The 25,416-nt window shown below is 72.5% G+C and carries 24 protein-coding genes; 15 read left to right on the top strand and 9 right to left on the bottom strand.

All coding sequences use genetic code 11. From position 1 onward, the window contains the following. The first annotated feature begins 104 nt into the window (after positions 1 to 104). Entirely contained in the window at positions 105 to 1,811 is a 1,707-nt protein-coding gene (locus RF647_RS01340) for a long-chain-fatty-acid--CoA ligase (RefSeq protein ID WP_368810165.1), read from the top strand. A 10-nt stretch (positions 1,812 to 1,821) separates the two neighbouring features. Here RF647_RS01340 and RF647_RS01335 read toward each other — a convergent pair whose 3' ends face one another. After that, positions 1,822 to 2,436: a flavin reductase family protein gene (locus RF647_RS01335; protein WP_368810164.1), complete on the bottom strand. Its 615-nt coding sequence runs from the start codon at positions 2,434 to 2,436 to the stop codon at positions 1,822 to 1,824. A gap of 186 nt (positions 2,437 to 2,622) precedes the next feature. Between RF647_RS01335 and RF647_RS01330 the strand changes: the two genes are divergently transcribed. Genes RF647_RS01330 through catC form a run of 3 tightly spaced genes read left to right on the top strand, consistent with a single transcriptional unit; the run spans position 2,623 to position 4,988 of the window. After that, positions 2,623 to 3,558, top strand: coding sequence for a LysR substrate-binding domain-containing protein (locus RF647_RS01330; protein ID WP_133409122.1), 936 nt, complete (start codon positions 2,623 to 2,625; stop codon positions 3,556 to 3,558). After that, positions 3,555 to 4,658: a mandelate racemase/muconate lactonizing enzyme family protein gene (locus tag RF647_RS01325; protein ID WP_368810163.1), complete on the top strand. Its 1,104-nt coding sequence runs from the start codon at positions 3,555 to 3,557 to the stop codon at positions 4,656 to 4,658. The genes RF647_RS01330 and RF647_RS01325 overlap by 4 nt, the downstream gene beginning before the upstream one ends. Before the next feature lie 51 nt (positions 4,659 to 4,709). After that, complete coding sequence (gene catC / locus RF647_RS01320; RefSeq protein WP_368810162.1) at positions 4,710 to 4,988, top strand: muconolactone Delta-isomerase; 279 nt, start codon at positions 4,710 to 4,712, stop codon at positions 4,986 to 4,988. A gap of 89 nt (positions 4,989 to 5,077) precedes the next feature. Here catC and RF647_RS01315 read toward each other — a convergent pair whose 3' ends face one another. From RF647_RS01315 to benA, 5 genes are all read right to left on the bottom strand, one after another. Beyond that, the gene (locus tag RF647_RS01315) at positions 5,078 to 7,909 is read right to left on the bottom strand and encodes an AAA family ATPase (protein ID WP_368810161.1); all 2,832 of its coding nucleotides are present in this window, start codon (positions 7,907 to 7,909) and stop codon (positions 5,078 to 5,080) included. Between the two features lie 62 nt (positions 7,910 to 7,971). Further along, a complete protein-coding gene (locus tag RF647_RS01310) occupies positions 7,972 to 8,799 on the bottom strand; it encodes a 1,6-dihydroxycyclohexa-2,4-diene-1-carboxylate dehydrogenase (protein ID WP_368810160.1) in 828 nt (275 codons plus the stop codon). Beyond that, positions 8,799 to 10,373: a benzoate 1,2-dioxygenase electron transfer component BenC gene (gene benC / locus RF647_RS01305; RefSeq protein WP_368810159.1), complete on the bottom strand. Its 1,575-nt coding sequence runs from the start codon at positions 10,371 to 10,373 to the stop codon at positions 8,799 to 8,801. Before benC ends, RF647_RS01310 begins: the two co-directional genes overlap by 1 nt. Before the next feature lie 124 nt (positions 10,374 to 10,497). Then, on the bottom strand, positions 10,498 to 11,034 hold the full coding sequence (gene benB / locus RF647_RS01300) for a benzoate 1,2-dioxygenase small subunit (RefSeq protein ID WP_368810158.1): 537 nt from the start codon (positions 11,032 to 11,034) through the stop codon (positions 10,498 to 10,500). Positions 11,035 to 11,073: 39 nt separating this feature from the next. Beyond that, positions 11,074 to 12,456, bottom strand: a complete 1,383-nt coding sequence (benA, locus tag RF647_RS01295) for a benzoate 1,2-dioxygenase large subunit (protein WP_368810157.1) — start codon at positions 12,454 to 12,456, stop codon at positions 11,074 to 11,076. Between the two features lie 367 nt (positions 12,457 to 12,823). Here benA and catA point away from each other — a divergent pair, with 367 nt between their 5' ends. Then, complete coding sequence (catA, locus tag RF647_RS01290; protein WP_368810156.1) at positions 12,824 to 13,708, top strand: catechol 1,2-dioxygenase; 885 nt, start codon at positions 12,824 to 12,826, stop codon at positions 13,706 to 13,708. A 400-nt stretch (positions 13,709 to 14,108) separates the two neighbouring features. Here catA and RF647_RS01285 read toward each other — a convergent pair whose 3' ends face one another. Together RF647_RS01285 and RF647_RS01280 are read right to left on the bottom strand one after the other, a co-directional pair. After that, positions 14,109 to 14,591, bottom strand: coding sequence for a MarR family winged helix-turn-helix transcriptional regulator (locus RF647_RS01285; RefSeq protein ID WP_368810155.1), 483 nt, complete (start codon positions 14,589 to 14,591; stop codon positions 14,109 to 14,111). A gap of 58 nt (positions 14,592 to 14,649) precedes the next feature. Beyond that, positions 14,650 to 15,345, bottom strand: a complete 696-nt coding sequence (locus RF647_RS01280) for a hypothetical protein (protein ID WP_368810154.1) — start codon at positions 15,343 to 15,345, stop codon at positions 14,650 to 14,652. A gap of 194 nt (positions 15,346 to 15,539) precedes the next feature. Between RF647_RS01280 and RF647_RS01275 the strand changes: the two genes are divergently transcribed. Beyond that, complete coding sequence (locus RF647_RS01275; RefSeq protein ID WP_368810153.1) at positions 15,540 to 16,616, top strand: glutathione S-transferase C-terminal domain-containing protein; 1,077 nt, start codon at positions 15,540 to 15,542, stop codon at positions 16,614 to 16,616. Between the two features lie 122 nt (positions 16,617 to 16,738). Continuing rightward, on the top strand, positions 16,739 to 17,584 hold the full coding sequence (locus tag RF647_RS01270) for a CoA ester lyase (RefSeq protein WP_133409133.1): 846 nt from the start codon (positions 16,739 to 16,741) through the stop codon (positions 17,582 to 17,584). 18 nt (positions 17,585 to 17,602) lie between these two features. Here RF647_RS01270 and RF647_RS01265 read toward each other — a convergent pair whose 3' ends face one another. Next, positions 17,603 to 18,319, bottom strand: a complete 717-nt coding sequence (locus RF647_RS01265; RefSeq protein ID WP_368810152.1) for an HAD family hydrolase — start codon at positions 18,317 to 18,319, stop codon at positions 17,603 to 17,605. Positions 18,320 to 18,466: 147 nt separating this feature from the next. On the opposite strand from RF647_RS01265, the gene RF647_RS01260 reads away from it, so the two are divergent. From RF647_RS01260 to RF647_RS01225, 8 genes are all read left to right on the top strand, one after another. Beyond that, positions 18,467 to 19,459 (top strand): LLM class flavin-dependent oxidoreductase, encoded by a 993-nt coding sequence (locus RF647_RS01260; protein ID WP_095650355.1) that lies wholly within the window; start codon positions 18,467 to 18,469, stop codon positions 19,457 to 19,459. A 106-nt stretch (positions 19,460 to 19,565) separates the two neighbouring features. Further along, complete coding sequence (locus RF647_RS01255) at positions 19,566 to 20,612, top strand: NAD(P)-dependent alcohol dehydrogenase (RefSeq protein ID WP_368810151.1); 1,047 nt, start codon at positions 19,566 to 19,568, stop codon at positions 20,610 to 20,612. A 58-nt stretch (positions 20,613 to 20,670) separates the two neighbouring features. Then, the gene (gene malQ / locus RF647_RS01250) at positions 20,671 to 22,881 is read left to right on the top strand and encodes a 4-alpha-glucanotransferase (RefSeq protein WP_368810150.1); all 2,211 of its coding nucleotides are present in this window, start codon (positions 20,671 to 20,673) and stop codon (positions 22,879 to 22,881) included. A gap of 58 nt (positions 22,882 to 22,939) precedes the next feature. Continuing rightward, positions 22,940 to 23,809 carry an SGNH/GDSL hydrolase family protein gene (locus RF647_RS01245; RefSeq protein WP_368810149.1) on the top strand — a complete coding sequence of 290 codons (870 nt, stop codon included), beginning with the start codon at positions 22,940 to 22,942 and terminating at the stop codon, positions 23,807 to 23,809. 325 nt (positions 23,810 to 24,134) lie between these two features. Further along, on the top strand, positions 24,135 to 24,371 hold the full coding sequence (rpmB, locus tag RF647_RS01240) for a 50S ribosomal protein L28 (RefSeq protein ID WP_017832643.1): 237 nt from the start codon (positions 24,135 to 24,137) through the stop codon (positions 24,369 to 24,371). Position 24,372: 1 nt separating this feature from the next. Then, a complete protein-coding gene (gene rpmG / locus RF647_RS01235) occupies positions 24,373 to 24,540 on the top strand; it encodes a 50S ribosomal protein L33 (protein ID WP_017832642.1) in 168 nt (55 codons plus the stop codon). Between the two features lie 4 nt (positions 24,541 to 24,544). After that, positions 24,545 to 24,850: a 30S ribosomal protein S14 gene (gene rpsN / locus RF647_RS01230; RefSeq protein WP_017832641.1), complete on the top strand. Its 306-nt coding sequence runs from the start codon at positions 24,545 to 24,547 to the stop codon at positions 24,848 to 24,850. Positions 24,851 to 24,922: 72 nt separating this feature from the next. Continuing rightward, positions 24,923 to 25,207 carry an HU family DNA-binding protein gene (locus RF647_RS01225; protein WP_368810148.1) on the top strand — a complete coding sequence of 95 codons (285 nt, stop codon included), beginning with the start codon at positions 24,923 to 24,925 and terminating at the stop codon, positions 25,205 to 25,207. Positions 25,208 to 25,416: the final 209 nt, after the last annotated feature.

Below are 25,416 nucleotides of genomic sequence, written 5' to 3'. Positions count from 1 at the left end.
GTCTACGGCCGGTCCCCGGACCGGGCCTGGTGAGCCGTCCCGTCCGGCACGGGGTGTCGCCGCGGCCGGGCAGCCGGGCGCCGCCGCCGAGTAGGGTCGGGACCATGCCTGTCGACACCGTCCGCGAGTTCCTGCGTGCCCGCCCCTGGACCGCCAGCTACGACCCGGGCGTCCCCGCGGACCTGGACCTGCCGGAGACGTCCCTGGTGCACATGCTCGAGCGCTCCGTGGCCCGCCACGGCGCGAGCACAGCACTCGAGTTCTTCGGGGCCACGACCTCCTACGCCGCTCTGGGCCGGCAGGTCGACCGCGCGGCCGAGGGCCTGCGCCGGCTGGGCGTGGGCCGCGGCGACCGGGTCGCGATCGTCCTGCCCAACTGCCCGCAGCACGTCGTGGCGTTCTACGCGGTGCTGCGCCTGGGCGCCGTCGTCGTCGAGCACAACCCGCTCTACACGGCCCCGGAGCTGCGCCACCAGTTCGAGGACCACGGGGCGCGCGTGGCGATCGTCTGGGACCGGGCGGCCGAGCGGGTGCGCGCCCTGCCCGCGGACCTGCGGGTCGACGCGGTCGTGTCCGTGGACATCACCGCCGCGATGCCGCGGGCGAAGCGGCTGGCCCTGCGCCTGCCGCTGCCGAGCGCACGCGCCTCCCGCGCGCAGCTCACCGGCCCCGCCCCGGGCACGATCCCCTGGCGGGAGCTGCTGGCCTCCGACCCGATCGCCGCGGAGCACCCGCGGCCCGCCGCGCACGACCTCGCGCTGCTGCAGTACACCTCCGGCACCACCGGGCTGCCCAAGGGGGCGATGCTCACGCACCGCAACCTCGAGTCCAACGCCCTCATGGGCCGGCACTGGCTCGGCTCCGGCGAGCGCGAGGTGGTGCACGGCGTGCTGCCGCTCTTCCACGCCTTCGGCCTGACCCTGGGGGTGACGTTCGCGATGTCCCTCGGCGCGAGGCTCGTGCTCTTCCCGACCGTGCGCGCGGACCTGATCCTCGGGGCGATGAAGCGCGCCCGCCCCACGGTGCTGCCCGCGGTGCCGCCGGTGTACCAGAAGCTCCTCGACGCCGCACCGGAGCAGGGCGTGGACCTGCGCGGCATCCCGGTGGCCGTCTCCGGGGCCATGAGCCTGCCGGTCCCGCTCGTGGAGCAGTGGGAGCGGGCCACCGGGGGGATCCTGATCGAGGGCTACGGGCTGACTGAGTGCTCCCCGCTGGTGGCCTGCAACCCGCTCAACGACTCCCGCCGGGCGGGCTCCATCGGGATCCCGTTCCCGTCCACCGACATCCGGCTCGTCGACCCGGACACCCTCGAGGACGTCCCCCGGGACCACCCCGGGGAGCTGTGGGTGCGGGGCCCGCAGGTCTTCCAGGGGTACTGGGAGCGCCCCGACGAGACCGCCCGGACGCTCACGGAGGACGGATGGCTGCGCACCGGCGACATCGTCACGGTCGACGACGCCGGATTCCTGCAGGTGGTCGACCGGCTCAAGGAGGTCGTGATCACCGGAGGGTTCAACGTGGCCCCCAGCGAGGTCGAGGACACGCTGCGCCGGCACCGCGCCGTGGCGGACGCCGCGGTGGTGGGGCTCACCGACCCCAGCGGCAGCGAGGTGGTCGTCGCCGCCGTGACCCTCGTGCCGGGCGCCGAGCTCGACGAGGCGGCCCTGCGCGAGCACTGCTGGGCGGGCCTGGCCCGCTACAAGGTCCCCCGGCGGATCGTGGCCGTCGACGACCTCCCGCGCACGATGCTCGGCAAGATCCAGCGCCGGGAGGTCCGCGAGCAGCTGCAGCGCACGGGTGTGCGGCTCTGAGCCCGGGGGCTCAGGGCAGGTCCGCCTCCGGGGCGACGTCCCGGTAGGGGACCCGCCGGATCGACCGGATCCGGCCCAGCTCGCCCCACTCGTCGCGCCCGAGCCGCGCGATCGGCCGCAGCGCCGCCGCCACGGGCCCCCGCTCGTCCATGGCCCGCTCGTCCACCGCCACGTGGGTGACCGTGCCGAGGACCAGGAAGCTGTCGCCCACGGGGATGGGGTCCCCGTGCAGCCGGCACTCGATGGCGGCGGGGGACTCGGCCACGCGGGGGGCGGCCACGGTGCGCGAGGGCTCACGGGTCAGCCCCACGGCGTCGAACTCGCTGAGCTCGGGCGGATAGTCGGTGCCGGTCGCGTTGATCTGCTCGAACAGCCCGGCGGACGCGAAGTTGACCACGAACTCCCGGGTCTGCCGGATGTTGCGGAGGCTGTCCTTCTCCCCGACCGAGACGAACTGGACGATCGTGGGGTGCTCCGAGGCCACCGTGAAGAACGAGTGCGGGGCCAGGTTGTCGACGCCTGCGGCCGAGAGGGAGCTGACCCACGCGATGGGACGGGGGATCACGAGGGACTTGACCGCCCGGGCGAAGGAGCCGTGCCGGTCGGCGGTGATGTCGGTGCGCATGGGCCCATTGCACCACCTCGACGGGCCGGGGGCACAGGGCTCGGCCCGGGGGCGCACGGCGGCCGCGGAGTCGATTAGGGGTCACAGATGTCCTAATGAAGCAGTTTGGGTGTACTGTGTGGATCAATACAGCGGGTGGCGGTCGACGACGACCCCTTCGACCGAGCGGAAGGGCCAGGTGCCACGATGGAGATCCGGCAGCTCAACTACTTCATCGCCGTGGCCGAGGAGCGCCACTTCGGCCGCGCCGCCAAGCGCCTGCACATGGCCCAGCCGCCGCTGTCCCAGCAGATCCGCCAGCTCGAGGAGCAGCTCGGCGTGCGGCTGCTGGACCGGACCACCCGGCGGGTGGACCTCACCGCCGCCGGCCAGGTGCTCCTGGACCGAGGGCGGCGGATCATCAACGAGATCGAGGCCCTCAAGGCCGACGTCTACCAGGTGGGGCAGGGGGCCACGGGCGTGCTGCGGGTCGGCTTCTCCGGCTCGGCCACCTACGGGGTGATGCCGCGGGTCGTGCGGCGGGCGAAGGAGACGATGCCCGGGCTGTCCCTGGCGCTGCACGGCGAGATGCTGACCCCCGCCATGGAGGAGGGGCTGCGGGAGCACACCCTCGACGCCGCCCTCCTGCGCCCGCCCGTGGCCTCCCCGGACGTCGAGTACCGGGTGGTCGCCCGCGAGCCGCTCGTGGTGGCGCTGCCCTCCTTCAGCGCCCTCGCCGTGGACCTGCCCGTGGCCGTGCACGAGCTGCAGGACCAGGAGTTCATCACCTACCCGCCCGACTCCGTGCTCTACCGCACCGCCGCGGACCTCTGCCGCCAGGCCGGCTTCCAGCCGCGGATCGCCCAGGTGGCGGGGGAGACGTCCACGCTGCTGTCCTTCGTGGCCGCCGGCGGCGGGGTGGCCGTGGTGCCCGCCGGGGTGCGCGCCTTCCAGCTCGAGGGCGTCGTCTACCGCGACATCGAGCACTCGCCGCAGATCGAGCTCGCCGTCGCGTGGCGGCGCGAGGACCGCTCCGCGCTCCTGCACAACTTCATCGACCTCGTCGTCGACGTCCAGGCCGCCCCTGGGTCCCCCGGCGGCACGCCCGTCCCGCCCGCCCAGGAAAGGCCCGCCCGCCCATGAAGATCGCGACCGTCGAGGCGATCCCCTACTCGATCCCCTACGTCCACCCGCTGCACTTCGCCTCGGGTGCGGTCCACGAGGCGGACCACGTGCTGGTGCGGATCACCACCGAGGACGGGATCGTGGGCACCGCCGACACCCCGCCGCGGCCCTACACCTACGGCGAGACCCAGAAGTCCATCGTGGCCGTCGTCGAGGACCTCTTCGCCCCGCAGCTGGTGGGCCTGGACGTCCTCGACCGCGAGAAGGTCCAGGCCGTGCTGGCCCGCACCGTCCACAACCAGACCGCCAAGGGGGCGGTGGACATCGCCCTGTGGGACGTCATCGGCCAGTTCCTCGGGCAGCCGGTGACCAGGCTGCTGGGCGGGTTCACCGACTCCATGCGGGTCTCCCACATGCTGGGCTTCAAGCCGGCCCAGGAGCTGCTGGACCTCGCCCTTCAGTTCCGCGAGACCTACGGCATCACCACGTTCAAGCTCAAGACCGGCCGGCACCCGATCGGCCTCGACGTCGAGGCCGCGGCCGTGCTGCGCGAGGGCCTGGGCGAGGACGCCGAGCTCTACATGGACGCCAACCGCGGCTGGTCCGCCAACGAGGCCATGGAGGTGCTGCGCCGCACGGCTGACCTGGGCCTGCAGTTCCTCGAGGAGCCCGACGACGCCCGCGAGGTGCTCGGCCGCCGCCGCCTGGTGGAGCGCTCGACGATCCCCATCGCCGCCGACGAGTCCGCCCCGAACCTGGGGGAGGCCGCCAAGGAGATCCTCACCGGCGGCGCGAACCTGCTGGCGGTGAAGACCGCCCGCTCCGGCTTCACCGAGGCCGCGAAGATCGTGGGCATGGCCGAGGGCATGGGGGTGGACGTCTACGTGGGCAACCAGATCGACACCCAGGTCGGCACGATCGCCTCCGTGGTCTTCGGCGCGGCCCTGGCCCACACCTCGAAGCGGGCCGGGGAGCTGTCCAACTTCCTGGACATGTCCGACGACCTCCTCGCCGAGCCCGTGGTCATCGCCGACGGCCGGATCCGCGTGCCGGACGTGCCCGGGGTGGGCACCGCCGTGGACGAGGACAAGCTCACCCGCTACCGCACCGACCGGTAGACCCCGCCCGGGAACCCAGCCCGAGAACCCATCCCGACGGAAGGACGCACAGTGAAGTACCTGGTCCACATGGACATCAACCTCCCCATCGACATGCCCGCCGAGGAGGCAGCGGAGATCAAGGCCACCGAGAAGGCCTACTCGCAGGAGCTGCAGCGCTCCGGGAAGTGGCCCGAGATCTGGCGCGTGGTGGGCGAGTACGCCAACTACTCGGTCTTCGACGTCGACTCCCACGACGAGCTGCACGACATCCTGCAGAACCTGCCGCTGTTCCCCTACATGGACATCACCGTGGTGCCCCTGGCCAAGCACCCCTCCGACGTGAAGTAGCACCGGCCCGCCCCGCGAGGTGGCGGACGACGGCGACCCGGCCACCGGCTGTCGCCGTCGTCCGCGACCTCGCGGTCGTCCGGGGCCGGTCAGTCGGGGGAGCGGTAGCGGGCGGCGAGCTCGCTGCGGGAGCGGATCCCCAGCTTCCCGTAGACGCGCGTCAGGTGGTACTGGACGGTCTTCTCGGCGAGGAACAGGGCCCGCGCGGTCTCCTTGTTGGTGGCCCCGCCCGAGACCAGCTCCGCCACCGCCTGCTCCTGGGCGGTGAGCTGCACGGCGGTGCGGCCCACTGCGGCGAGCACCGGGTCGGAGGGGTCCGGCAGGTTCCCGACGTCGAGACCGGTGGCCTTCAGCTCGCGGTCGCAGCGCTCCACGTAGGTGGCGGCGCCCAGCGAGTCGTAGAGGTCCCGCGCGGTCCGCAGCACGGTGGACGCCAGGCGTCGCTTGCCCGCACGGCGCATGCTCTGCCCGAAGGCGAAGCTGATCCGGGCGCGCAGGTACGGGCGGTTGAGCCCGCGCAGGTGGCCCAGGGCCGCCTCGAAGTGCTCCCGCGCCGTGTCCGGGTCCCCCTGCGCGGCGAGGATCCGGCCCCGGGCCCAGGAGATGCGGGCGTCGTCGGAGGGGATCCGCCGCTCGCGGCGCACGCGCTCGAACGCGGTGAGGAACGCGTCCGCGTCCTCGAGCCGGTCGGTCATCACGAGGGCGTTGACGTAGGTGTCCTGCCACGGCCAGAAGGAGACCCGCTCGTCGGTCCACGGGTCGAGGTCCGTCAGCGGCTGCAGCACCCCCAGCGCGCTCTCGTAGTCGGCGCGGGCCTCGTGGAAGCGGGCCCGCGCGAGACTGGCCGGGACCTGCATGGCCCGGTAGGTGCCCGGCTGCACGGCGGCCTGGGAGACGTAGTGGCGGGCCCGGTCCCAGTCCCCTCGCATCGACCACAGCTCCGCGGCGGTCCAGTACAGGAGCGGGCGGATGAGCGGCATCTGCGAGGTCTCGAGGCGCACCGAGGCACGGGAGACGGTGGCCGCCGCGGCGTCCCAGTCGCCCAGCACCAGCTGGGTGCGGGCCAGCCAGGCCTCCGCCCACAGGGAGATCCGCAGGGACCCGCCCCGGTACTCGGTGGGGGCGGCCGCCTGGAAGTTGACGAGCGCCGTCTCGACGTCGTCGGCGCGCAGGGCGAGCCACCCGGCGCCCATCTGGACGCGCTGCTTCTGGGCGTTCTCCGCCGCGTGCTCGAAGGCGCGCTCGTAGGACGCCTCGGCCTCCCGCAGCCGCCCCTGGGCGAAGAGGCCCAGGCCGTAGATCGCCTCGGACTCGATGTGGGCGGGGGTGCCGGGGGCGGTGAGGGACATCGCGGTCTCCGCCCACCGGGTGATGACGGGCCCGTCCCAGGAGGCCACGCCGTGCAGCACGAAGCGCTGGGCGATCTGCGCGGCGGCCGCGGGGTCCCGCTGCCGGTTGCTCGTGCGCCAGGCCATCTCGAGCTGGGTCTGCGCGCTGCGGTTCTGCCCGGACACCGTGGAGAGGTAGCCGAGCACCGACGAGCGCAGGGGGGAGGACGGCATGGCGTCCACGGCGGCCGCCCACATGCCGGCCTGGGCGATGTTGCCCGAGCCGACCAGGGCGTCCACGGCCCGGAGCAGACGGTCGTTGCGGGCGCGCGTGTCCGCGGAGAGCCGGGACGCCGAGAACAGCGCCGTGGCGACGTCCTGCCAGGCGCCCACCATCGCCTGCCGCGCGGCGAAGGCCTCGAGCTCCACGGCCAGCGACTCGTCCGGCCCCGGGGTGGCCGAGACGCGGTGGCCGAGCCGCTCGCCCTCCTCGTGCACCACGGTCGCGGACCGCCGGTGCAGCGCGATCCGCCGGCTCGGCACGATCAGCCCGTAGACGGCCTCCGCGGCGCCCGGCTCGAAGAACTGCACGACCGAGCGGGCCTGGTCCACGGAGAGGTCCAGCAGCCCGGCGCGGTGGCCCTCGTCGAGGGCGTCCATCAGGGCGTCCACCCCGCTGACGTGGGCCACCTCGGACAGGCCCGCGCTGCGCCCCAGCACGGAGACGGCCTCGGCCGTGCGGATCAGGTCGGGGGAGGCCCCGGTGAGGACGCTGTGCACTCGGGTGCGCACCCGGGAACTCGCCGGCAGGTCCGCGAACCAGGAGTGCCAGGTGTCCTCGGGCAGCTCGCGCAGCAGCTCGAGCACCTGCTGGGGGAGCCCGCCGGTGTGCCGGACGAGCCGGTGTGCGGCGGTCGCGCCGAGGTCGAGGCCGAAGAAGTGCCGGGCCGCGGCCCGGACCTCCTCCGCCCCGAGGGGCTCGAGGGGGAGGCGCTGGACCTGGTGGCCGGTGAGGAAGTCGAGCACCCCGGCCGGGACGTGCCACGCCTGCGCCGGGTCGAGGGTCAGCACGAACATGACCCGCTTGCCGTGCAGCCGGCGCATCACGAACACCAGGATCCGCAGGGTCTGCTCGTCCAGCCGGTGGGCGTCGTCGACGGTGACCACCACGCTGCCGCGGGTCTGCAGGCTCTCGAGGTGGGTGCTCAGGGTGGCGGCGTAGTTCACGGCCTGCGCGGGGCTCAGGTCCGCGACCGGGGCCGAGGGCGGCGCGGGCTCGCCGTCGAAGCCCCGGGAGGAGCGCAGGGGCGTGGCGAGCATGAGCTGGCTGTACCCGGCCAGGGCGAGCTGGGACTCCCACTCGTCGCCGGTGGCGCTGAGCACGCGGACGCCGCGCGCGGCGGAGCGGCAGTGGTCGAGGAACAGCTCGAGCAGGGCCGTCTTGCCCGAGCCCAGCGGACCCTCGAGCACCACGGTGCGGACGTGGCCCTTGCGCACGGTCCGCAGGACCTCGAGGAGCTCCTCGAGCGCGGCGGCCCGACCGACCAGCGGGAGCTCCTCGCCGGGTTCTCCGTGGTGCAGGCCCGCCGTCATGGCCGCGAGTCTACCCGTGGAGGGGCTGCGACCACGCCGGCGGGCGTCCGCCCGGAGGCGGCTCAGCCGAGGTCCCCGCCGGCGACCGGCAGGACGCTGCCGGTGACGTAGGAGGCCTCGTCGGAGGCGAGGAACACGATGGGCGCGGCCTGCTCGTCGAGCGTGCCGTAGCGCTTCACAAACGATGAGTCCACGGTCTGGTCGACGATCGCCTGGTACCAGGCCCTCTCCTGGGCGCTCTCGGCCTCGGGCCCGCGCTTGACCCTGCGGGGCGGGGCCTCCGTGCCGCCGGGGGCGGTGGCGACCACGCGGATCCCGCGGCCGGCGACCTCCATGGCCAGGGACTGGGTCAGCGCGTTCACCCCGCCCTTCGCCGCGGCGTAGGGCACCCGGTGCATGCCGCGGGTGGCCACCGAGGAGACGTTGACGATCGTGCCCGAGCCCTGCTCGAGCATGGCCGGGAGCACCGCGCGGCAGGACCACAGGGTGGGGAAGAGCGAGCGGCGGATCTCCTTCTCGATCTTCTCCTCGTCGTACTCCTCGTAGGGGCGGGCCCAGATGGTGCCGCCCACGTTGTTGACGAGCACGTCCACCCGGCCGTGGGCCGCGAGCGCGGCCTCCACGGCCTGCTGGGCCCCGGCCCAGGTCTCGAGATCGGCGGTCACGGACGTGGCGGGTCCGCCCGAGCCCGAGGCCTCGGCGGCGCGGACGATGCCCCGGGCGACGTCGTGCACCAGCTCGGCGCGGTCCACGAGGACGACGGCGCCGCCCTCGGCGCCGATCCGCTCGGCCACCTTCTGCCCGATGCCCTGCGCGGCGCCGGTCACGACCGCCACCCTGCCGGCGAAGCGGCCCGGGGTGAGGAACTGTCCCGCGTACGGTGCGCCCATCAGCGGCCGGCCTCCTTGGCGTCGATCGCCGTGGACATGGTCTGCTTGGCGTCGCGGGCGTGGGCCATGATGACCTCGCGGGCGCGCTCCTTGTCGTTGCGCTCGAAGGCCTCGACGACGTCCAGGTGGTCCTGGGCGACCCGGGCGAAGATCTCCGTGCCCCGCTCGAAGGTCGCGGCCATCTGCTCGCGCACGTCGAGCCGGCGGTAGGACTCCAGCAGCGTGGGGTTGTCGCAGACCATGAAGAGGTACTCGTGGTACTCCTCGTTGGTCCGCACGTACTCCTCGGGGTCCTGCACGGTGCCCGCGCCCACGGAGCGCGTGGTGGCCTCGGCGAGGCGCCGGAACTGCTCCAGCTGCTCCTCGGTCAGCCGGCCCATCACGAGCTCGGTGACGGCGAGCTCGAGGCCCATGCGGGCGTCGAGGTGGGCGAAGCTGTCCTCCTTGCGGAACTCCAGCCGGCCGGTCTCCAGCGAGGAGAGCGCCTCGGAGCGGGTCATGGTGTCCCCCTCGGCGGCGATCGTCTCGGGGGAGGGCGGCGCGCCGGTCTCGGCGTCGCCGCCGGTGGTCTCCTTCGGCGCGAAGCGCTCGAAGTAGAAGTTCGCGGGCTCGATCCCCTCGCGGTCCAGCCACGCGGAGACGGCGTTGACCATGGGGGGCGGGCCGCACAGGTAGATGTCGACGTCGCCGTCGTTGAGGTGGGCCGGCTCGATGATCTGGGTGACGTAGCCGGTGTGGGGGGAGGAGGTGCCCTCCTCGGAGGCGATGTGGTCCCAGGTGAAGTCCGGCAGCTTCGCCTCGTAGGCGCGGAGCCGGTCCAGGCCGACGATGTCGGCCTCGCGGGTCACGCCGTAGATCAGGTGCACGGGGGTGCTGGGCGGGTTCTCGGCGAGCTTCTCCAGGATCGACAGGAGCGGGGCCAGACCGGTGCCCCCGGCGAGCAGCAGCAGCGGGCGCTTGGGCTCGCGCAGGAAGAACGAGCCGTAGGGGCCGCTGAACTCGACGGTGTCGCCGACCTGGGCGCGGTCGCGCAGGTACTCGGACATCGCGCCCTGCGGGGTGATGCGGACCATGAAGGCCGCGCCCTCCACCTCGGGGCCGCTGCTGAAGGAGTAGGAGCGCTCGGCGTCGGTGCCGGGCACCTTGATGTTGACGTACTGGCCGGGCAGGAACGCGAGGTCCTCCCGCTTCTCGACGTCGAGGGTGAAGGAGATCGTCGTCTCGGAGTGCTTCTCCAGCTCCTGGAGCGTGGAGGTGTACGTGGCCGCGGAGGTCTTCGCGGACTCGGCGGTCGCCGGGATCTGGATGGCCATGTCGGACTCGGGGACGGCCTGGCAGGTCAGCAGGTAGCCCTTCTCGAGCTCCTCCTCGGTCATGGCGTCGTCGATGAAGTCCCCGGGGTCGAAGGAGCCGGAGTCGCAGAAGGCCTTGCAGGTGCCGCAGGCGCCGTCCCGGCAGTCCGCGGGAATGTTGATGCGCGCCTTGTAGGCGGCGTCGAGGACGGTCTCGTAGTCGCCGACCTTGACGACCTTCGTGACGCCGTCCTCGAAGCTGAGGGCTACCTGGTGGCCCATGATTTCCTCCTGGGTGGGGGGCCGCGTCGTCGCGGCCTGTGGGAAGTGCGGGGGTGCTCGGTGAGCACGGAATACGGACGGTCCGTCGTGGCCGGCCCCGGTGCGGGACCGGCCACGGCCGGCGTCAGATCATGTAGACGTCCACGACGTGGTGGATGTAGTCGTTCTTCAGGACGACCTTCTTCTTCAGGATCACCGGCTCGTCGCCCGAGAGGTCGATCGTGTAGAAGCTGGTGCCGAAGTACGTGTCCGTGGTGTTGTAGCGGAAGTACAGCGTGAACCAGTTGAAGCGGACCTGCACCCGGTCGCCGTCGTGCTCGAGGATCTCCACGTCGGTGATGTTGTGCCCGGTGCGGGGGTCCGGCAGGGACGTGGCGGAGGAGCGGTCCGTCTTGATGCGGAACACGCGGTCCTCGATGCCGCCGCGGTTGTCGTAGTAGATCAGGGAGATCTCGTTCTGGGGGTCCTCGGTCAGCCGGTCGTCGTCGTCCCAGGACGGCATCCAGAACTCGGAGTCCGGGTGGTAGCACTCGAGCCACTCGTCGAACTGCCGGTCGTCCAGCAGGCGTGCCTCCTTGTAGAGGAACGCGCGCACGGTCTCGAGGGTCGCGATCTCCTCGGCGGTCTTCAGCGCCGTCAGGGGGTTCAGCAGGTTGGCCATGGTGTTCTGCACTCTTTCTGTGGTTCGGGGGAGTCCGGGTCAGGCGGTCGCGGGAGCGGGCTGCGCGGCGGCGCGCTCCTCCGCGGCCAGACCCTTGTCCATGACGTCCTTCCAGAAGCCGTGCTGGACGGGGTACAGGCCCTCGTCCTCGGTGCGCACGCCGGAGGCGATGACCCTGGTCATGCCGAGGGCCTGGGCCTGCTCGTCCGGGCCCTGGATCTCGTGCGCGGCGCCGCGGGACATGTCGTTCCACGGGGCGGAGGTGGCCCAGTAGGTCTTGTTGCAGGAGCGGAACTCCTCGAGGTCGTCCGGGGTCGCCATGCCCGTCGCGTTGAAGAAGTCCTCGTACTGGCGGATGCGCTTGGAGCGGTTCTCCTGGGACTCGCCCCTGGGGGCGATGCAGTAGATGGTGACCTCGGTCTGGTCCGCGGAGATCGGCCGGAAGTGGCGGATCTGCGAGGAGAACTGGTCCATGATGTACACGTTCGGGTACAGGCACAGGTTGCGCGAGATGTTGATCATGAAGTTCGCCATCTCCTCGCCGTACTTGTCGACGAGCTCCTCGCGGCGGTCCCACAGCGGGCGGTCCTGCGGGTTGGTCCACTCCTGCCACAGCAGCAGGTGGCCGTGCTCGTAGGAGTAGAACCCGCCCTTGACCTTGCCCCACTTGCCGGCGTCCATGGCCTTGGTCTTGTTGGCGGAGTCGCCGGCGGTGCGGCGGGCGGTGGTCGCGGCGTAGTTCCAGTGCACCGAGGTCACGTGGTAGCCGTCGGCGCCGTTCTCCGCCTGGACCTTCCAGTTGCCGTCGTAGGTGTAGGTCGAGGCGCCGCGCAGGACCTCGAGGCCCTCGGGGGACTGGTCCACGATCGAGTCGATCACCGTGGTGGCGTCGCCCAGGTGCTCCTCGAGGGGCAGCACGTCCGGGTTGAGGGAGCCGAACAGGAAGCCGCGGTAGGAGTCGAAGCGGGCGACCTTGGTCAGGTCGTGCGAGCCCTCCTTGTTGAAGTTCTCCGGGTAGCCGCCGTTGCGGCCGTCCTTGACCTTGAGCAGCTCGCCGGAGTTCTTGAACGTCCACCCGTGGAAGGGGCAGGTGAAGGTGGTGCGGTTGTCCGTCTTGCGCCGGCAGAGCATCGCACCGCGGTGGGAGCACGCGTTGACGATGCAGTTCAGCTTCTCCTCCTTGTCACGGGTGATGACCACCGGGGTGCGGCCGATGTAGGTGGTGAAGTAGTCGCCCACGTTGGGGATCTGCGACTCGTGGGCCAGGTACACCCAGTTGCCCTCGAAGATGTACTTCATCTCCAGCTCGAAGATCTCCTGGTCGGTGAAGATCTCCCGCTTGGCCCGGATGAGCCCGTTCTCACGGTCGTCCACCACGGCGTCGGAGAGGACCTCGCGGACGTGGGTCAGGTTCTCGGTCATGACGTGCTCCTTCTGGTCGGGCTGCCTGCTCGGGATGTCTGGGCGGGACGTCTGCTCGGGACGTGCGGGCCGAAGTCTGCGACCGGCTCCTGCCGGACGGTACGGAGCCAGTCTGGTGCGCCGTGACTCCGCTCACATCAGGCAAACCCCTAGGAGTAACCCAGGGGGTTTTTATGCCGTATTGGGTGCAGAAAAGACGCCCAATTGATATTTGTCGCGTCCTGATCGCGCCCCTAGTCTGGTGGAGACGTCGACGTGTCCGGTGTCACAGCCGGAGGGCCCGAGCCGGCGGCCGCGAGCCGCGTCGGGAGCGGCGGGCACGAGGGACGTCCCTGATCACCGTTCAACGAGGAATGTGGAGCACACCATGACGGAGACCCACGCGGCAACGCGCAAGGAGAACGAGGGCACCGCGGTCGAGGCCGGGTCCAAGGCGACCGAGCGGTTCACCGCCTCGGGCAAGCTGCCGAAGCTGGACGTGCCGAAGGAGCGGGTGTCCCTGCTGGCCGGAGAGGCGATCAGGGCGATCAACGACATCGCGGTCAAGCACCAGGTCACCTACGAGGAGTACAACGCGCTGAAGGCGTGGCTGATCAAGGTCGGCACCGACGGGGAGTGGCCGCTGTTCCTGGACGTGTGGCTGGAGCACACCATCGAGGACGTGAACTCCCAGGAGCGCCCCGGCGCCGTGGGCACCATCGAGGGCCCCTACTACGTGCCGGACTCCCCGGTGCTGCCCACTCCTGCGACCCTTCAGATGCGCGAGGACGAGCCCGGCACCCCGCTGCTGTTCAAGGGCCGGTTCACCGACACCGACGGCAACCCGCTGCAGGGCGCCCAGGTGGAGATCTGGCACGCCGACGCCAACGGCTTCTACTCCCAGTACGCCCCGGAGCTGCCCGAGTGGCTGTTCCGGGCCACGGTGAAGGCCGACGAGAACGGCTGCTTCGAGATCAACACCAAGCGCCCGGCCCCGTACCAGATCCCCACCGACGGGGCCTGCGGCCAGCTCATCGGTGCGGCCGGCTGGCACGCCTGGCGCCCGGCGCACATCCACATCAAGGTCTCGGCCCCGGGCCACCAGCTGGTCACCCAGCAGCTGTACTTCCCCGGCGACCCGCACAACGAGGACGACATCGCCTCGGCGGTCAAGCCCGAACTGATGCTGGACCCGAAGCCGCGCACCGACGGCGGCGTGGGCGAAGAGGTCGTCTACGACTACGTCCTCGCCAAGGAGGGCCAGACCAAGTAGGACGCCAGCCGCGGGCGCAACGCCCGCGGAGCACGGGAGCACCCCCGCAGGCCTCGGCCCGCGGGGGTGCTCCCGTGTCCCGGCCGGGCCGTCCGGCCACGGCGCCGAGCGCGCCCGTGGTCGCCTCCCGGGCCGCCGCGGCCGTCGAGGACACAAAACGCACAGGCGGCTTGCTCATGCAGATCACTGGGTCTAAGGTAAATCTGTCGTCGGCGATGGCCCGGAGGTGATCCCCCCATCTGCCTCCGGATGGTTCCTGCCGGCGACTGGCGTCCCATTCCCCCGATCGGGATGCCTGACAGGCCCTGCCGATCCCCCCATGCGGCAGGGCCTGTCCCCTGTCCGGGGCGGTTCCGAGCCGCGGACGGCCTCGGCCGGTGGACGGCTCAGGCGCCCGGCGTCAGCACAGCCCCAGCTCCTCGAGCCGGGGGAGCACCTTGCCGGAGACGGAGAGCAGCGCGTCCATCTCCTCCCGGGTCAGGTGGTCGATCAGCGCCGCCCGCACGAGCTCCAGGTGGCCGGGGGCGGAGGCCTCGATGGCACGCCGCCCCTCCGGAGTGATCCGCACGTCGAGGCCGCGGGCGTCGCTGTCGCACGGCAGCCGTTCGAGCAGCCCGCGCCGGGCCATGCGGGAGAGCAGGTGGGAGAGGCGGCTGCGCTCCCAGCCGAGCTCGTGGAGCAGGTCGCGGGATCGGATCACGCCGGCGCTGCTCTCCGACAGCTGGACGAGGACCTCGTACTCCGAGCCGGACAGCGCGCTGTCCCGGGACAGCTGGCGGTCCACCGCGGTCTGCATGCCGCGGCTCAGGGCCAGGAAGCCGCGCCAGACGCGCTGCTCCTCGTCGGACAGCCAGTTGACCTCGCCGGTCTCCGGGTGGCTCATGCGGCGGTCCTCTCGTGGCGCGGGAAAACCCCACTATAAATTGACGTGTCAACAAATGTCAACCGCCGACCGGGCCCTCCGGCGGGTCCGGGCGGTCGCCGGCGTCGCGGCCGTACCGTGCCGGGCGGCGGTGGATCCACTCCGAGTCGTAGAGGTCGCCGGGTCCGCGCGCGGGCCGTCGGAGCCGCTCGGCGTAGCCGGTGGGGCGCAGCGGGGAGTCGTCGTCGTCGACCGGGGTGAACGAGGCCATGGCGACGAGCCCGAAGCCCAGGCCGGCCGCGACGACCAGCGTCATCCCCGAGACGACCAGGACGCTGACGTACTCGTCGGCCAGGTGCGCACCCGTGGTGCCCGCCAGCAGCGGCTGGACCGCGAACACCCCGGCGAGGGGCAGGAGGCCCAGCAGCAGCAGGGCGGCGGGGATGAGCCACAGCTTCGAGCGGCTCCGCAGCGGGGGCACCGAGGCGTCCCGGAGGGCCGGGTGCAGCTGGGCCTGGACGACGACGAAGCCCGCGAGCCCGGGCAGTCCGAGCAGCGCGCCGACCGCCCACCCCCATGCGTGGCCCAGGGCGGCGAGTCCGCCGCCGAGCAGGAGGCCCAGCAGGACGAGGGTGAAGGAGAGCCCGCGCGCCATCCGACGGGCGGCCCGGGGCGAGGCCGCAGGCCTGCGGGCCGCCCGGGGCGCGGTCCGGGGCGGGACGTGCTGCGGGGGAAGGCGCTGGCCGTACTCGGGCTCGTTGCCGTGGGTGCTCATGGGCGGGCTGTTTCCGTGGTGGGAGGGTGCCGGACGCCTCCACTGTAGACCTCGCCTCAGACGGGACCTCCCGCTGGCGCCCTCTCTGTGATTGACATATCATCAAAACCGAGGGGCGGGAGGTGCGGCCGTCCCGCCGCCGACCGCCGTCCCGGCCGGTGGCGCCCCGTCCCGCCGCACCGCGAGGAGCCACCATGTCACAGCGCAGCACCCAGCGGTCCGAGCACAGCACCGCCGGCGCCTACGTGCATCCCGGCGAGGAGTTCACCCGGGACACCGCCTACATCGAGGACCGCATCGTCCGCGACCCGGCGCGCGCCGACGTGCCCGAGGGGGCGCGGGCCTGGCCCGTCGAGGCCGGCCGCTACCGGCTCGTCGCCGCGCGGGCCTGCCCCTGGGCCAACCGCACCCTCATCGTGCGACGGCTCCTGGGGCTCGAGGACGCCCTCTCCGTGGGGCTGCCCGGTCCCGTCCACGACGTCCGGTCGTGGACCTTCGACCTCGACGCGGACGGCAGGGACCCGGTGCTGGGCATCGAGCGGCTCCAGGAGGCGTACTTCGCCCGCTACCCCGACTACCCGCGGGGCATCACCGTGCCGGCGGTCGTGGAGATCGCGAGCGGCCAGGTGGTGACCAACGACTTCCCGCAGATAACGGAGGACCTCGCCAAGGAGTGGGGCGACTTCCACCGCGAGGGCGCCCCCGACCTCTGGCCGGCCGATTTCGAGGACGAGATGCGCGAGGTCATGCAGCGGGTCTACACCGAGGTCAACAACGGGGTCTACCGGTGCGGCTTCGCCGGCTCCCAGCGCGCCCACGAGAAGGCCTACGAGCGGCTGTGGGTCGCCATGGACTGGCTCGAGGACCGACTCTCGACCCGCCGCTACCTCATGGGCGAGCACATCACCGAGGCGGACGTGCGGCTGTTCACCACCCTGGTGCGCTTCGACCCGGTCTACCACTCGCACTTCAAGTGCTCGCGCAACAAGCTCACCGAGATGCCCCACCTGTGGGGCTACGCCCGGGATCTCTTCCAGACGCCGGGCTTCGGCGACACCGTGGACTTCGAGCAGATCAAGCAGCACTACTTCGTGGTCCACGAGGACATCAACCCGAACCAGATCGTGCCCGTGGGCCCGGACCTGGCCAACTGGGTGTCCGCGCACGGCCGGGAGACCCTCGGCGGCTCGCCCTTCGGGGCGGGGACCGCGCCGGGCCCCGTCCGGCCGGAGGAGCGGGTTGACGGACGTCACACGCCCCTGACCGTCTGAGCGTTCCGCCGGATCGGCGCGCGGCCTAGACTGGACAGCTCCTACGGCCCGGGCCCGTTCACGGGGACGGGTGCCCAGGGGCCTCCCGTCCCCGCTGACCCCCTCTCGGAAAGGACCCTCACGTGGCCCCCTACCGCAACCAGCGCGCCGCCGCGCTGCCCGCCCGCCTGTCCCGCTCCTGGCTGCTCACCTCGGCCGCCGATCCGTCCGTCTTCCCCGCGGCTCTCGCCTCCGAGGCGGACTCCGTGGTCTTCGACATCGAGGACGCCATTCCCGCCGAGGGCAAGGACCAGGCTCGGCAGAACGTCGTCGAGGCCTTCCAGGCCGGGGCGAGCGCGTGGGTGCGGATCAACGACATCACCACGCCGTACTGGGAACAGGACCTCGCCGCGCTCAGCCGGGTCGGCCACCTGCGCGGGATCATGCTGGCCAAGACGGAGCACCCCGACCACATCACCAAGACGGCCATGATGGCCCCGGCCGGCACCCCCGTGGTGGCGCTCATCGAGTCGGCGGTGGGGATCATGAACGCCAACGACATCGCCCGCGCCCCGGGCGTGTTCCGGCTCGCCTTCGGGGTCGGCGACTTCCGCCGGGACACCGGTGTCAGCGCGGACCCCCTGGCGCTCGCGTTCGCGCGCTCGAGCCTCGTGGTGGCCTCCCGGGTGGGGGAGCTGCCCGGTCCCATCGACGGGCCGACCCTGGGCGCCTCCGAGGAGGGCCTCGCCGAGGCGTGCGCCGTGACGCAGTCCATGGGCATGACGGGCAAGCTGTGCCTGGACCCGCAGCAGACCGACGGGATCAACCGCCACCTCGCCCCGAGCGAGCAGGAGATCACCTGGGCCCGCGAGCTCATCACGCAGCACGACTCCGGGCACGTGGTGGGCGACGGCAGCTATCTGCCCCGCCTGGCCCGGGCCCGCAAGGTCTCCGAGCTCGCGCAGACCTACGGTCTCTGGAACCGCTGAGCGCTGCGGGCGCCCCGCTCAGCCCAGCCAGCGGGTCATGAGCTTCCGGAACGCGGGGTCCGTCAGCGTCGCGGCCCGGTGGTGGGCGGGCACGGGGTCGCCGTCCGGGACGGACGGCACGGCCACGACCACCAGTCCCGCCGCCACGGCCGAGGTCGCGCCCACCACGGAGTCCTCCACGGCCAGGGCCTCGCCCGGGGCGAAGCCCAGCCGCCGCACCGCCTCGGTGTAGATGTCCGGGGCCGGCTTGCCGCGCGGCACGTCCTCGGAGGAGACCCAGGTGTTGAGGTGGGGGGCGAAGCCGGCCTCCTCCAGCTTCACGCCGAGGATCGTGCTCGTGGAGTTGCTGGCCACGGCCACGGGAAGCCGCTCGGCGAACGCGCGCACCGTCTCGAGCGCGCCCGGCAGGGGCACGATGTGCCCGGTCAGCGTCTCCTCCTCGGTGCGCAGCACGTCGGCGTGGACCGCCGCGCGGTCGGCCCGGGCGGCCTCGGCGATCGCCGAGGCGACGTCCGCAGCGGACCAGCCCATCATCCGGCGCTCCATGGCCTCGGTGAACTCGAGCCCGTAGCGCTCCGAGACGGCGCGCTGGACCCGGGCCCAATTCGCCTCCGTGTCCATGAGGATGCCGTCGCAGTCGAAGACCACGCACGCCGGGGCCCACCCGGGGGCGGGCGCCGGCAACTCGGGGGAGGACGTGGGCAGCGACGGCGTGGGGGCGGGGAAGGACGTCATGCTCCCATGGTGCCCCACCGGGCGCCGTCCGGGGCGGGGGTGTGAGCAGGACAACGCCCGGGAGGACGCCCGGAATAAGCACCCCGGCCGGGGGTGTTGCCGCCACCGAACCCCTTCGTGCCATCCCCGACGGAAGAAGCCCCGCCCTTGCCCGCCACGCCCCGCGTCCCGCTGTCCGCCCTCGACCTCGTGCCCCTCTCGGAGGGCCGCTCCACCGCGGACGCCCTCCGCGAGGCGCTGGACCTCGCCCGCCGGCTCGACGCCTCCGGCTACCGGCGCCTGTGGTACGCCGAGCACCACAACACGGAGGCGTTCGCGTCCTCCGCCACGGCGGTGCTCGTCGGGCAGGCGCTCGCCGCCACGGAGCGCCTCAGCGTGGGCTCCGGCGGGATCATGCTGCCCAACCACGTGCCGCTGACCGTGGCCGAGGCCTTCGGCACGCTCGCCAACCTCTACCCCGGCCGCGTGGAGCTGGGCCTGGGCCGGGCGCCCGGCACCGACATGCGCACCGCCCTCGAGCTGCGGCGGGGCCACGCCGGCCACGACACCTTCGAGGCCGACGTGCGCCGTCTGGTGCGGCTGTTCGGCGGCCAGGAGCAGGAGGTCGTCCGGGCGCCCGTGGCCCGGGACACTGACGTTCCCCTGTGGATCCTCGGCTCGTCGACGGGCGGCGCGGAGGTCGCAGCCCGGCTCGGCCTGCCCTACGCGTTCGCCTCCCACTTCGCCCCGGCCAGGATCATGGACGCCATCGCCCTGTACCGGCAGCGCTTCGACGCGCAGGCCCCGACCGCCACGGTCGAGCGTCCGCACGTGATGGTCGCGGCGAACATCCTCGCCGCCGACACCGACGAGGAGGCGCGGCGCCAGTTCAGCACCCACCAGCTGCTGGTGCGCGGGATCGCCCGCAACGACCGCCGGCCGCTCCAGCCGCCCGTCGAGCGCGTGGAGCTCACCGCGGCGGAGGCGGGCATGGTGCAGGAGCACCTCGCCGTCTCGGCGGTCGGCACGCCCGAGCGGGTGGTCGCCGATCTCGAGCAGATCGTCGAGCTCACCCGGGCCGACGAGCTGATGCTCAACAGCTACGCCCACGACCCCGAGGTGCGCGCCCGGTCCTACGAGCTCGTCGCCCACGCCTGGTGAGCGCACCGTCCCGGCGCCGGCCGTCCCGGCCGGACGCCCCCGGACCCCACGACCACCGCCCCGCGACCCCCGCCGGGCGTCATCCGCACCACGACAGGAGCACCCCATGACCACAGTCCCCGCCCTCGAGGCCGTCTCCGCCGACTCGGGCTTCCGCCGCACCACGATCGAGCGCCGCCCGGTCGGCCCGGGCGACGTCGAGATCGACATCCACTTCGCCGGCATCTGCCACTCCGACATCCACGTCGCGCGCGACGAGTGGGGCGGCACGCACTACCCCGTCACCCCGGGGCACGAGATCGTCGGCCGCGTCCGCGTGGTCGGGGAGTCCGTGACCGGCTTCGCCCCCGGCGACACGGTGGGCGTCGGCTGCTTCGTCGACTCCTGCGGCCGCTGCGAGCACTGCACCGGCGGCCAGGAGCAGTTCTGCACGGAGGGCGTGACCGCCACCTACAACACGCCCCAGGCCGACGGCACCCCCACCCGGGGCGGGTACAGCGGCGCGATCGTGGTCGACGAGCGGTTCGTCCTGCGCGTCCCCGAGGCGCTCGACCCCGCCCGGGCCGCCCCGCTGCTGTGCGCCGGGATCACCACGTACGCCCCGTTCAGGCGCTGGGGCGCCGGACCGGGCCGGCGGGTGGCCGTCCTGGGCATGGGCGGGCTCGGCCACGTCGCCGTGAAGATCGCCGCCGCCATGGGCGCCGAGGTCACCGTCCTGAGCCAGAGCCTGTCCAAGCAGGAGGACGGCCTGGCCTTCGGCGCGACCGACTACTGGGCCACGAAGGACCCCGAGACCTTCGAGCGCAACAAGGGCCGCTTCGACCTGATCCTCAACACCGTCTCCGCGGACCTGCCCGTCGAGCAGTACCTGTCCCTGCTGCGGGTCGACGGCGTGCTGTGCTCCGTGGGGCTGCCCACCGAGCCGTACAGCGTCCGCCCGGGTGCCCTGATCGGCCCCCAGCGCGTGCTCACGGGGTCGATGGTCGGCGGGATCCCGCAGACGCAGGAGATGCTGGACTTCTGCGCCGAGCACGGCGTGGAGTCCGAGATCGAGCTGATCGGCGCCGACAACGTCGACGCCGCCTACGACCGGGTGGTCGCCTCGGACGTGCGGTACCGCTTCGTCGTCGACGTCGCCCGCACCCTGGCGTAGCCGCCCGGATCATCAGCAGCCTGCGGCTCCGGCCGCGCTGGTGGTTAGAGTGGGGTCCATGGCCCACACCACCACCACCGACGGCGCACTGCGCCGGCTCGCCGAGGCCTACCGGGTCTCCACGACCTACTCCGGGTTCGACGGACAGGAGCGGGAGGTCCCGGAACCGACGCTGCGCGCCGTGCTCCACGCGCTGGGCGCGGACGCCGGCGACGACGCCGCGATCGAGGCGTGCCTCGCCCAGCGGGAGCTGGCGCCCTGGCGGCGGGTCCTGCCGCCCGTGGTCGTCGCCGTCGCGGGGGAGCGCACCCGCTTCGCGGTGCACGTCCCGCACGGCTCCACCGTCCGCGTGACCCTCGTGGCGGAGGGCGGCGCCCGGACCACCGCCCCCCAGGTCGACAACTGGCGCTCCCCGCGGGACGTGGACGGCGTCCTCACCGGCCAGGCCACCTTCGAGGTGCCCGAGGGCCTCGCCGTGGGCTGGTACGAGGTCCGCGCCGAGTGCCCCGACGTCGACGGCGGACGCGCGGTCACGACGCCGCTGGCCGTGACCCCGCGGCACCTCGCCAGCACCGACCGGCTGCACGGCCGGCACCGCTGGGGCTACATGGCGCAGATCTACTCGGTGACCTCCGGGCGCTCGTGGGGCGTGGGCGACGCCTCGGACCTCGCGAGCCTCGCCGCGATCTCGGGCGAGCAGGGGGCGGACTACCTGCTGGTCAACCCGTTGCACGCCGCCGAGCCCGCACCGCCGGTGGAGCCCTCGCCGTACCTGCCGACCAGCCGCCGCTTCTTCAACCCCCTCTACCTGCGCATCGCCGAGGTCCCCGAGTACGCCTACCTGCGCCCGGGCGACCTCGAGGTGGTCAACACGCTGGCCGCGATCCAGCGCAAGGACAACCTCGACACCAGCACCATCGACCGGGACAAGGCGTACGCGGCCAAGCTGAAGAGCCTCGAGCTGCTGTTCACCGTCCGCCGCTCCCCGCACCGCCAGCAACAGCTGCGCCGCTTCGTGGCCGAGGGCGGGCAGGGCCTGCAGGACTTCGGCCTGTGGTGCGCGCTGCGGGAGGAGCTCGGCGAGGACGCCCCCGAGTGGGACGACGCCGCGGCGCGCCCCGACGCCCCGTACGCGGTGGAGGCGCGGACCCGGCTGTCCGACCGGATCGACTTCCACGTGTGGATGCAGTGGCTGCTGGACGAGCAGCTCGAGGCCGCGCAGCGCGCGGCGCACCTGGCCGGGATGGACATCGGCGTGATCCACGACCTCGCCGTGGGCGTGCACAAGCAGGGCGCCGACGCGTGGACGCTCCAGGACGTGCTGGCCCTGGGCGTCAGCGTGGGCGCGCCCGCGGACATGTACAACCAGAAGGGCCAGAACTGGTCCCAGCCCCCGTGGCACCCGGAGCGCCTGGCCGAGGCCGGCTACCTGCCCTGGCGGGACATGCTGCGCACGATCTTCCGGCACGCCGGCGGCATCCGGGTGGACCACGTCCTGGGCCTGTTCCGGCTGTGGTGGATCCCGGACGGCCAGGAGGCCTCGGAGGGGGCCTACGTCTACTACGACCACGAGGCGATGGTCGGCATCCTCGCGCTCGAGGCGGAGCTCGCCGGGGCCGTGGTGGTCGGGGAGGACCTGGGCACCCTCGAGCCGTGGGTGCGGGAGTACCTCGCGGAGCGCGGCGTGCTGGGCACCTCGATCCTGTGGTTCGAGGTGGACGGCGACGAGCCGCTCCCCCCGGCGCAGTACCGGGAGCTGAGCATGGCCTCGGTCAGCACCCACGACTTCCCGCCCACGGCGGGCTTCCTGGAGGGCGTGCAGGTGGACGTGCGCCAGGAGCTGGGCCTGCTGGCCCGGCCCGTGGAGGAGGAGCGGGCCGAGGCCCGCCGGCAGCTCGACACGTTCTTCGCGGCCGTCGCCGCGGACGGGCTGCTCCCCGACGGGGACGCCACGGACGAGCAGGGCCTGGTCGAGGCGCTGCACCGCTACCTCGCCCAGTCCCCGGCGCTGCTGTTCAACGTCTCCCTCGTGGACGCCGTCGGCGAGCGCCGGATGCAGAACCAGCCGGGCACGGGGGACGAGTACCCGAACTGGCGCGTGCCCCTGGCCGACTCCGCGGGCAACCCGGTGCTGATCGAGCAGCTGCCGGACAACGCCCGGGCGAACTCCCTGGTGCGCGCGGTCAACGAGGCGCTCGGCAACCGCTCCCGCCTCCGGTCCGTGGGGGAGCCGGGGCAGCCCGAGCACACCGACCGGACGGCACCCTGACCGCGCCCTCGCGGCCCCGCCCGTAGCACCCCCCTGCCCCGAACGGAGGAAACACCGCATGACGGAGCCGACGACGCCCCGCCCGGCCGCCGTGCCGCTCGCACCGCCCATCCGCTACGTGGCCCTCGGCGACTCCATGACCGAGGGCGTGGGCGACCCCGACCCCGCCCGCCCCAACGGGGTGCGCGGCTGGGCGGACCTCGTGGCCGAGCAGCTGACCGCGGCCCACCCGGACACCCGCTACGCGAACCTCGCGGTCCGGGGGCGGCTGCTCCGCGGGATCGTCGAGGAGCAGCTGGAGGCGTGCCTGGCCCTGGAGCCGACCCTGGTGAGCCTCTACGCCGGGGGCAACGACCTGCTGCGCCCCCGGGCGGACGTGGACGCCCTCATGGGGATCTACGAGCAGGCGGTCGCCCGGCTGCGGGGCTCCGGCGCCCAGGTGGTGCTGTTCACGGCCTTCGACCCCGGCCGGGACGCCCCCACGTCCTGGACCCGTCCCCGGCAGGCGCTCTACAACGAGCACGTCAGGGAGATCGCCGACCGGCACGGGTGCCTGGTCCTCGACTACTGGCGGATGCGCACCTTGCAGGACTGGCGCTACTGGGCGGTGGACAGGCTGCACATGTCGACCGCGGGGCACACCCGCGTGGCCGCCCGCGTGCTCGAGCTGCTGGGCGTGGAGCACGCCCTGGAGCTGCCGCCCACCGACCGGCTGCCGGTCACGGCGAGCCCGGGCGTGCTGAAGGAGGACCTCCTCTGGGCCCGCGAGTACCTGCTGCCCTGGGTCAGGCGGCGGCTGCGTGGGACCTCCTCCGGGGACGCGGTCGCCGCCCGCCACCCCGGGTACACGACGCTGCTCCCGCGCCCGGTGCTCCCCGCCGGTCCCGCGGCCCGCGCCGAGCCGTCGGCCCCCGCCCGGTGCGGCTGATCAGGGAGTCCCCCGGTTTGCGGGGGTCCGGGGAGCCGGTAGACTGACCCGAAGCTGGTCACACCTGACGTCAGGTTGCGGGGAAGTCCGTCCGGGCCTAGACTTCAAGGCTGTCGTGTGGTGGAGTCCACCTTCCGGCACCTTGATCTTCACCGTCTTCATCGTGGCGAGGCCTTCGCCGGTTCCGGCCGCGGGTCTTACGAGAGGGCCCGGTTGGCGAACGGTGGCAATTCTGAAGGTGGCGGGACGCCCGTTGCTGCAGCTGAGTGATCAACTGCGGCACCCACTGCGTGCCGTCATTTCGTCAACATTGGAGGAGAACACTATGGCAGCGCACTGCCAGGTGACCGGAGCTCAGCCGGGCTTTGGGCACAGCATTTCGCACTCGCACCGCCGTACCAAGCGCCGGTTCGACCCGAACATCCAGAAGAAGCGGTACTGGGTGCCGTCGCTGCGCCGCAGCGTGACGCTCAACGTCAGCGCCAAGGGCATCAAGGTCATCGACGCCCGTGGCATCGATTCCGTCGTGACCGACATTCTCGCACGTGGGGAGAAGATCTAGCATGGCCAAGGACAAGGACGTTCGTCCCATCATCAAGCTGAAGTCCACCGCCGGCACCGGTTTCACCTACGTGACCCGCAAGAACCGCCGCAACGACCCGGACCGCATGGTGCTCAAGAAGTACGACCCGGTCGTCCGCAAGCACGTCGATTTCCGCGAGGAGCGCTGAATCCATGGCCAAGAAGTCCAAGATCGCCAAGAACGAGCAGCGCAAGGTCGTCGTCGAGCGCTACGCCGCGAAGCGTGCCGAGCTCAAGAAGACCCTCGTCGACGAGAACGCCACCGACGAGGCCCGCGAGGAGGCCCGCCTGGGCCTGCAGAAGCTGCCCCGGGACGCCTCCCCGGTCCGGCTGCGCAACCGGGACCAGATCGACGGCCGCCCCCGCGGCACCCTCCAGAAGTTCGGCATCTCCCGCGTCCGGTTCCGCGACATGGCTCACCGCGGCGAACTGCCCGGCATCACCAAGTCCAGCTGGTAATTTCTGACGCAGGAGCGCGATCGGTCCCCGTGCCGCGCTTCCCCACGACCCCAAGTCCAGGAGGACATGAACATGGCTAAGAACCGCAGTGAACTCGTCACAGAGGTCGCCGAGAAGGCCGGCACCACCAACGCCGCCGTGAACGGCGTCCTGGACGCGATGTTCCAGGTCTTCGAGGAGTCCGTCTCCGCCGGTGAGAAGATCACCATCCCGGGCTGGCTGGCCGTCGAGCGCACCGACCGTGCCGCTCGCACCGGTCGCAACCCCCAGACCGGCGAGACCATCGAGATCCCGGCCGGCCACGGCGTCAAGCTGACCGCTGGTTCCAAGCTCAAGGCGGCCGTGTCCAAGAAGTAAGGACACCCGCGGGTCCGTTCCGGGCCCCGTCCCATGGCTTCGTCCGAAGGGGCGGCCCCCGCACCGGGGCCGCCCCTTCGGCGTGCCCGGGTCCCGCGCCGGGCACGCCGCGCCGCGAACGCAACCGGCCGCGCGGCCCCGGGCGCCGCAATTGGTCCGGCGCCGGGGGCGGCGCGCATAATGGGACCATCGGGCCGAGCGGCCGGCGA

The sequence above is a fragment of the Kocuria sp. CPCC 205263 genome (genome assembly GCF_040981075.1).
Taxonomy (GTDB): Bacteria; Actinomycetota; Actinomycetes; order Actinomycetales; family Micrococcaceae; genus Kocuria; species Kocuria rosea.
The sequence above is the reverse complement of the archived record's forward strand: the minus strand, read 5'-3'. Positions and strand labels throughout refer to the sequence as shown.

Bases quoted from the DNA above. Each gene is read 5' to 3' on its own strand.
- catA (WP_368810156.1), top strand. From the start codon at position 12,824: ATGACGGAGACCCACGCGGCAACGCGCAAGGAGAACGAGGGCACCGCG.
- RF647_RS01255 (WP_368810151.1), top strand. From the start codon at position 19,566: ATGACCACAGTCCCCGCCCTCGAGGCCGTCTCCGCCGACTCGGGCTTC.
- RF647_RS01340 (WP_368810165.1), top strand. From the start codon at position 105: ATGCCTGTCGACACCGTCCGCGAGTTCCTGCGTGCCCGCCCCTGGACC.
- rpsN (WP_017832641.1), top strand. From the start codon at position 24,545: ATGGCCAAGAAGTCCAAGATCGCCAAGAACGAGCAGCGCAAGGTCGTC.
- benB (WP_368810158.1), bottom strand. From the start codon at position 11,034: ATGGCCAACCTGCTGAACCCCCTGACGGCGCTGAAGACCGCCGAGGAG.
- benC (WP_368810159.1), bottom strand. From the start codon at position 10,373: ATGGGCCACCAGGTAGCCCTCAGCTTCGAGGACGGCGTCACGAAGGTC.
- rpmB (WP_017832643.1), top strand. From the start codon at position 24,135: ATGGCAGCGCACTGCCAGGTGACCGGAGCTCAGCCGGGCTTTGGGCAC.
- RF647_RS01265 (WP_368810152.1), bottom strand. From the start codon at position 18,319: ATGACGTCCTTCCCCGCCCCCACGCCGTCGCTGCCCACGTCCTCCCCC.
- RF647_RS01280 (WP_368810154.1), bottom strand. From the start codon at position 15,345: ATGAGCACCCACGGCAACGAGCCCGAGTACGGCCAGCGCCTTCCCCCG.
- RF647_RS01285 (WP_368810155.1), bottom strand. From the start codon at position 14,591: ATGAGCCACCCGGAGACCGGCGAGGTCAACTGGCTGTCCGACGAGGAG.
- rpmG (WP_017832642.1), top strand. From the start codon at position 24,373: ATGGCCAAGGACAAGGACGTTCGTCCCATCATCAAGCTGAAGTCCACC.
- RF647_RS01225 (WP_368810148.1), top strand. From the start codon at position 24,923: ATGGCTAAGAACCGCAGTGAACTCGTCACAGAGGTCGCCGAGAAGGCC.
- RF647_RS01315 (WP_368810161.1), bottom strand. From the start codon at position 7,909: ATGACGGCGGGCCTGCACCACGGAGAACCCGGCGAGGAGCTCCCGCTG.
- benA (WP_368810157.1), bottom strand. From the start codon at position 12,456: ATGACCGAGAACCTGACCCACGTCCGCGAGGTCCTCTCCGACGCCGTG.
- malQ (WP_368810150.1), top strand. From the start codon at position 20,671: ATGGCCCACACCACCACCACCGACGGCGCACTGCGCCGGCTCGCCGAG.
- RF647_RS01310 (WP_368810160.1), bottom strand. From the start codon at position 8,799: ATGGGCGCACCGTACGCGGGACAGTTCCTCACCCCGGGCCGCTTCGCC.
- RF647_RS01245 (WP_368810149.1), top strand. From the start codon at position 22,940: ATGACGGAGCCGACGACGCCCCGCCCGGCCGCCGTGCCGCTCGCACCG.
- RF647_RS01325 (WP_368810163.1), top strand. From the start codon at position 3,555: ATGAAGATCGCGACCGTCGAGGCGATCCCCTACTCGATCCCCTACGTC.
- RF647_RS01335 (WP_368810164.1), bottom strand. From the start codon at position 2,436: ATGCGCACCGACATCACCGCCGACCGGCACGGCTCCTTCGCCCGGGCG.
- RF647_RS01330 (WP_133409122.1), top strand. From the start codon at position 2,623: ATGGAGATCCGGCAGCTCAACTACTTCATCGCCGTGGCCGAGGAGCGC.
- RF647_RS01275 (WP_368810153.1), top strand. From the start codon at position 15,540: ATGTCACAGCGCAGCACCCAGCGGTCCGAGCACAGCACCGCCGGCGCC.